The sequence below is a fragment of the Bradyrhizobium sp. 23AC genome (assembly GCF_054863025.1).
In genome coordinates, this window is record NZ_JAVAYN010000026.1 from 84,443 (window position 1) to 90,739 (window position 6,297).

The 6,297-nt window shown below is 64.7% G+C and carries 6 protein-coding genes; all 6 read left to right on the plus strand.

The window, feature by feature from the left end; genetic code table 11:
* The first annotated feature begins 3 nt into the window (after positions 1–3).
* Genes RAD10_RS37175 through RAD10_RS37200 form a run of 6 tightly spaced genes read left to right on the plus strand, consistent with a single transcriptional unit; the run spans position 4 to position 6,160 of the window.
* A complete protein-coding gene (locus RAD10_RS37175; RefSeq protein WP_461621341.1) occupies positions 4–1,518 on the plus strand; it encodes an amidase in 1,515 nt (504 codons plus the stop codon).
* 36 nt (positions 1,519–1,554) lie between these two features.
* Positions 1,555–2,412, plus strand: a complete 858-nt coding sequence (locus RAD10_RS37180; RefSeq protein WP_028141883.1) for a branched-chain amino acid ABC transporter permease — start codon at positions 1,555–1,557, stop codon at positions 2,410–2,412.
* Positions 2,413–2,414: 2 nt separating this feature from the next.
* Positions 2,415–3,632: a substrate-binding protein gene (locus RAD10_RS37185; protein WP_461621342.1), complete on the plus strand. Its 1,218-nt coding sequence runs from the start codon at positions 2,415–2,417 to the stop codon at positions 3,630–3,632.
* 6 nt (positions 3,633–3,638) lie between these two features.
* Entirely contained in the window at positions 3,639–4,751 is a 1,113-nt protein-coding gene (locus tag RAD10_RS37190) for a branched-chain amino acid ABC transporter permease (protein WP_183713294.1), read from the plus strand.
* Positions 4,741–5,472 carry an ABC transporter ATP-binding protein gene (locus tag RAD10_RS37195; protein WP_461621343.1) on the plus strand — a complete coding sequence of 244 codons (732 nt, stop codon included), beginning with the start codon at positions 4,741–4,743 and terminating at the stop codon, positions 5,470–5,472. Before RAD10_RS37190 ends, RAD10_RS37195 begins: the two co-directional genes overlap by 11 nt.
* Entirely contained in the window at positions 5,465–6,160 is a 696-nt protein-coding gene (locus RAD10_RS37200; protein WP_028141879.1) for a branched-chain amino acid ABC transporter ATP-binding protein, read from the plus strand. Before RAD10_RS37195 ends, RAD10_RS37200 begins: the two co-directional genes overlap by 8 nt.
* Positions 6,161–6,297: the final 137 nt, after the last annotated feature.

The window sequence follows — 6,297 nt, forward strand, 5'->3', positions numbered from 1 at the left end:
GCCGTGACAGTTGTCCTTCCCACCCCCGCCCAACTTCGAAGTGTCGCCGAGCAATGCGGCCTTTCGCTCACCGATGACGACGTCACCTCGTTCCGTGGCCTGATGCAGGGCTCGATCGAGGCCTACAATCTCGTCGCCGCGATGCCGGACGAACTGCCCGAGGTGAAATATCCGCGCACCCCGGGCTATCGCCCCTCGGCTGAAGAGAACCCGCGCAACGCCTGGTATCGCAAGTCGACCGTGAAGGGCGCCGCCAGCGGCAAGCTCAAGGGCAAGACCGTCGCGCTGAAGGACAACATCATGCTGGCCGGCGTTCCCATGACCAATGGCTCGTCGACGCTGGAAGGCTATGTGCCCGATTTCGACGCCACCATCGTCACGCGCATGCTGGATGCCGGCGCCGAGATTGCCGGCAAGGTGCATTGCGAGCACTTCTGCCTGTCCGGCGGCAGCCACACCGGGTCCTACGGGCCGGTGCATAATCCACACAAGATGGGCTACTCGGCCGGCGGCTCGTCGTCGGGCTCGGGCGTTGTGGTCTCGCTCGGCGAGGTCGACATGGCGATCGGCGGCGATCAGGGCGGCTCGATCCGCATGCCGGCCTCGTTCTGCGGCATCTACGGCATGAAGCCGACCTGGGGTCTCGTGCCCTATACTGGGATCATGCCGATCGAGATCTATGTCGACCATACCGGGCCGATGACGGCGACGGTCGCCGACAACGCGCTGCTGCTCGAAGTGCTCGCCGGCGACGACGGCTACGATCCGCGCATCAAGGCGCCGAAGGTCGAGGAATACACCAAGGCGCTTGGCCAGGGCGTCAAGGGCATGAAGATCGGTATCGTCAAGGAGGGCTTTGAGCAGCCGACGGCCGAGGCCGCGGTGAACGAAAGCGTGCGCGAGGCGGCGAAGCGCTTCAAGGATCTCGGCGCGACCGTCGAGACGGTGTCGATCCCGATGCATCTGCTGGGCGGCGCGATCTGGACCCCGATCGGCACCGAAGGCCTGACCCAGACCATGATGTTCGGCGACGGCTATGGCCTGTCCCGCGGCGATCTCTATTCGACCTCGCTGATGGATTTCCATCGCGGCTGGCGCCGCCAGGCCGATTCGCTGTCCGAGACCACGAAATTGTTCATGATGCTCGGCACCTACATCAACAACAATTTCGGTCCACGCTTCTACGGCAAGGCGCTCAACATCTCGCGCCGGCTGACCGCGGCCTACGACAAGGCGTTCGGCGATTACGATCTGCTGCTGATGCCGACCACGCCGATGAAGGCGACCAAGCTGCCGGAGCCCAACGCCAGCCGCGAGGAATACGTCGCCCGCGCCTTGGAGATGATCTCCAACACCGCGCCGTTCGACATCACCCACCATCCCGCGATGTCGCTGCCTTGCGGCATGGTCGATGGCCTGCCCGTCGGGCTGATGCTGGTTGGCCGGATGTTCGAGGAATCCACCATCTACCGCGCCGCGCACGCCTTCGAGCAGATCGGCGACTGGAAGAGGATGTGAGCGGGGCTTTGATGCAGGCGGACGGAAGACCATCCTATGGCTAACGCGTTCGTCGCGGCGTTCGAGATCCTGAGCTTTGGCGCGATCATCGTCCTGATCGTGCTGGGGCTCGGGATCATCGCCAGCATGATGGGCATCTTCAACTTCGCGCAGGGCGAGTTCGTCCTGCTCGGGGCCTACATCACCTATCTCGCCTACGCCAAGGGCCTGCCGATCTGGGCCGGCATGGTCGCGGCGCCCTTCGTCGTCGGCGCGCTAGGTTTCGTGCTGGAGGCGCTGATCATCCGCAGATTCTACGCCGCGCCAATCGTGGCGATGCTCGGCACCTACGCGCTCGGCCTGATCATCCGCGAATCCGTGCGCGGCCTGATCGGCGGCTTCTATCTCACCGTGCCCGAGCCGATTGGCGGCTCGATCGATATCGGCGCCATGCACATCTCGGCCTGGCGCTTCACCATCATCGTCATCACGCTCCTGGTGATGGCCGGCTGCTATCTCCTGCTGTCGCGCACCAACTTTGGCCTGCGCATGCGCGCCACGCTGGAGAATCCATCGCTGGCGCGGGCCTCGGGCATTTCCACGCCCCTGATGTACGGCGCCACCTTCGCGTTCGGCTCCGCGCTCGCCGGCCTTGCCGGCGCGCTGATCGTGCCGGTGTTCAGCCTCTACGCCGACCTCGGCCTGCGTTTCCTGATCCAGGGGTTCGTCGCGGTGATGGTCGGTGGTGTCGGCTCCTTCATCGGGCCGGTCGCTGGCGCCGGTGTCATCGGCACGCTCAGCGCCGCGCTGCCCTGGGTGATGGCGCCTGTCGTCGCCGACGTCCTCGTCTTCGTTCTCGCCATTGTCTTCATCAAATTCCGCCCGCAGGGCCTCATCGCTGGAAAAGGGGTTTAGTCATGTTCGATCGCACGCAGCTCTCTCGCCGCCGTTTTCTCTCCAATTTCGCCTTTGCCTCCGGCGCGGTCGCAACCGGGGTCGGAAGCTGGGTGATCCCGGCGCCCTGGGCCAATGCCGCAGAAGCTCCGATCAAGGTCGGCATCGCCACCGATCTCACCGGCCCGATCGCCTATGCCGGCAACGCCGACGCCAACGTCGCCAAGATGGTGATCAAGGAGATCAACGCCGGCGGCGGCCTGCTCGGCCGTCCGCTCGAACTCTACATCGAGGACACCGCCTCCAACGAATCCGTCGCCGTCGGCAATGTCCGCAAGCTGATCCAGCGCGACAAGGTCGACATGGTCCTGGGCGGTATCACCTCCTCGATGCGCAACGCGATCAAGGACCCGATCGTGGCGCGCGGCAAGACGCTCTACATCTATCCGCAGCTCTATGAGGGCAAGGAGTGCACGCCCTATCTGTTCTGCACCGGGCCGACGCCGGCGCAGCAATGCGACGAGTTCATCCCCTGGCTGATCAAGAACGGCGGCAAGAAGTTCGCGCTGCCGAGCGCCAACTATGTCTGGCCGCACACGCTTAACGTCTACGCGCGCAAGGTGATCGAGGCGAATGGCGGCGAGGTCGTGTTCGAGGAATACTACCCGCTCGACCAGGTCGACTTCTCCGCGACCGTCAACCGCATCATCTCCAACAAGGTCGACGTGGTCTTCAACACCGTCATTCCGCCGGGCGTCGGTCCGTTCTTCAAGCAGCTCTATGAAGCCGGCTTCCTCAAGAACGGCGGACGGCTCGCCTGCGTCTACTATGACGAGAACACGCTCAACATCAATCAGGCCGCGGAGATCGAGGGACTCGCCAGCTGCCTCGATTATTTCAAGGTGCTGACCAAGGAGAACCCGTTCGACGCAAAGATCCAGGCGGCCTACGAGAAGGATTTTCCGGGCAACTTCCTGTTCGCCGCCGGCAGTGCGGCGACCGGCACCTATCGCGGCCTGAAGCTGTGGGAAGCCGCGGTGAAGGAGGCCGGAAAGATCGATCGTGAGTCGGTGGCGGCGGCGCTCGACCATGCCAAGATCGCCGAAGGTCCGGGCGGGCCTGCCGAGATGGTGCCGGGCAAACGGCACTGCAAGATGAAGATGTACACCGCGGTCGCCAAGGGCGGAAACTACGAGATCGTCGGGCGCAGCAACGGCCTCGTCGATCCCAAGGAATGCTGAGTTGGAATGCTGAAGTCGATGGGCGCAGTGAAACAGGCGATCCCCGCCGAGATCGGCGGGGAGGCGGACGTCGCCATGGATAGCGGCGGGACGACGGAACGAGCGTCGGCGCGAAAAGTGCTGCCGATCGTCGAGGGCGTCGTGCTGGTCGCGGCGCTGCTCGCGCCGCTGGTGCTGCAGGACTATCTCACGGTGTTCGCGACGCGCGTGATAATCCTCGCGCTGTTCGCGCTGTCGTTCGATCTGGTCTGGGGCTATGCCGGCATTATGAGCTTCGGCCAGGCCCTGTTCTTCGGCTCGGCAGGCTATGGCGTGGCGCTGCTCGCGCGCGACCTCGACATCACCAACATCTTCCTGGTGCTGCCGGCGGGCACCATCATCGGCCTCACCTTCGCGCTGCTGCTCGGCGGCTTCCTGCTGCTCGGGCGGCATCCTTCCAGCGTGATCTTCGTTTCGCTCGGTACGCTGACCGGCTCCTACGCCGCCGATCGCCTGGCGCGCGGCTGGTATTATCTCGGCGGCCAGAACGGCATCCCCTCGATTGCGCCGATGTCGCTCGGGACTTACGAGTTCACGGAAGGGCCTGCCTTCTATTATCTCGTGCTCGGCATCCTCGTCGTGGTCTATCTGCTCTGCCGCTTCCTGGTGCGTTCGCAGTTCGGCCTCGCGCTCGCGGGCCTGCGCGAGAACGAGCAGCGCATCGCCTTCTTCGGCTACAAGGCGCAGCACCTGAAGGCGATCATCTTCACCATCGGCGGCGGCGTTGCCGGGCTTGCCGGCAGCCTCTATGCCTTCCACGAAGGTTTCGTCTGGCCCAACATGGTCGGCGTCGTCGTCTCGACGCAAGTGGTGCTCTATGTGCTGTTCGGCGGCTCCGGAACGCTGATCGGCGCCGTCATCGGGGCCGTCATCGTCGAGGGCGTCAGCTTCTGGCTCTCGGACAATTATCGCGATATCTGGCCGATCATTCTGGGCTTGTTGCTGCTGCTCGTCATCCTGTTCCGCCCGCTCGGCCTGATCAGCTTCGTGCTTGGGGAGCGCGAGCGGGTCGGCAGCTTCGGTGCCAGGGCCAAAGAAAACCTCAAGGAGAACGTCAAGGAGAATCGCGATGCTCCTTGAAGCCGCCGGCATCACGAAAATCTTCGGCAAGCTCACCGCGCTCGACGGCGCCGCGCTCACCGTCGGTGCCAACGAGTTCCACGGCCTGATCGGCCCGAACGGCTCCGGCAAGAGCACGCTGATGAAGTGCATCGCCGGCGCCGAGGTACCAACGCAAGGCAAGGTGTCGTTCGTCAACACCGACATCACCGCCTTCACGCCGACCGAACGCGCCCGTGCCGGCATGAGCCTGAAATTCCAGATCACATCCGTGCTGCCGTCACTGACGCTGTACGACAACATCCTGCTCGCGCTGCAGGCGCAGTCTTCGCTGGTCGACCTCGTATTCTCGCGCACCAGGGACGCGCTGCACGATCAGGTCATGACCATGCTGACGCAGTTCCGCCTCGCGAATCGCGCCTTCGAGGCCGCAGCGGCGCTGTCGCACGGCCAGCAGCAATGGCTGGAGATCGCGATGGCGCTCGCCGGCAAGCCGAAACTCCTGCTGCTCGACGAGCCGACCGGCGGCATGAGTCTCGAGGAACGCCGCGTCACCGGCGAACTGCTGCAGCCGATCAAGCAGCATTGCTCGCTCGTCATCGTCGAGCACGACCTCGATTTTATCCGCGACATCTGCGATCGCCTCACCGTGCTCGACCAGGGCAAGGTGCTGGCATCGGGCACGGTGTCCGAGATCCAGGCCAACAAAGCCGTCCAGGAGATTTATCTGCGCCGTGCCTGAATTTTTGGACATTAGACATCTCGATGCCGGCTATGGCCGCAGCCAGGTGCTGTTCGACGTCACCCTCGGCATTCCCTGGCGCGGCGGCGTCGCCGTGCTCGGGCGCAACGGCGCCGGCAAGACCACGTTGATGAAGACCATCGTCGGCGAGCTGCCGGCGTGGAAGGGCGAGGTCGCCTTCGACGGCCGCGACATCAGCCGCCGCGCCACGCAGGAGCGGGTGCGCGCCGGCATCGGCTACGTGCCGCAGGAGCATTCGGTGTTCGCGCGCCTGTCGGTGCGCGACAATCTCGCCGTCGGCTCGCTCGCGAGCAAGAAGGCAGACGCCGTCGACCAGGTGCTGACCATCTTCCCGAAGCTCGGCCAGCGCCTCGACCAGCCCGCCGGCACGCTGTCCGGCGGCGAACGCAAGATGCTGGCGATCGGCCGCGCCATGCTGGGCGACCCAAAGCTGCTGCTGCTGGACGAGCCGACCGAAGGCGTCTGGATCGGCGTCATCGAGGAGATCACCGAGCGCCTGATCGAGCTCGCGAAAAGCATCGCCGTCATCATCGTCGAGCAGCACCTCGACCTCGCGCTCCGCGTCGCCGACTACGCCTACGTGCTGGACCGCGGCAGGGTCGCGCTGCAGGGCGAGGCGGGCGAGGTGCGGGGCAATCCGGAGCTGATGCGGTACCTGGCGCCGTAGGAGGCGCGTGGCGGAAGCTCGATGCTCTCGCGCCACTCTCACTGTCATGCCCCGGTCGAGTGTTTAGCCCGGACAGATCACTGACGGGTGTTCGGAGACATAGCTGACACATCAACATTGGCTGGATTGGTCCGATT

Coding starts and splice junctions, on each gene's coding strand:
- RAD10_RS37195 (WP_461621343.1), top strand. CDS start 4,741: ATGCTCCTTGAAGCCGCCGGCATCACGAAAATCTTCGGCAAGCTCACC.
- RAD10_RS37185 (WP_461621342.1), top strand. CDS start 2,415: ATGTTCGATCGCACGCAGCTCTCTCGCCGCCGTTTTCTCTCCAATTTC.
- RAD10_RS37180 (WP_028141883.1), top strand. CDS start 1,555: ATGGCTAACGCGTTCGTCGCGGCGTTCGAGATCCTGAGCTTTGGCGCG.
- RAD10_RS37190 (WP_183713294.1), top strand. CDS start 3,639: ATGCTGAAGTCGATGGGCGCAGTGAAACAGGCGATCCCCGCCGAGATC.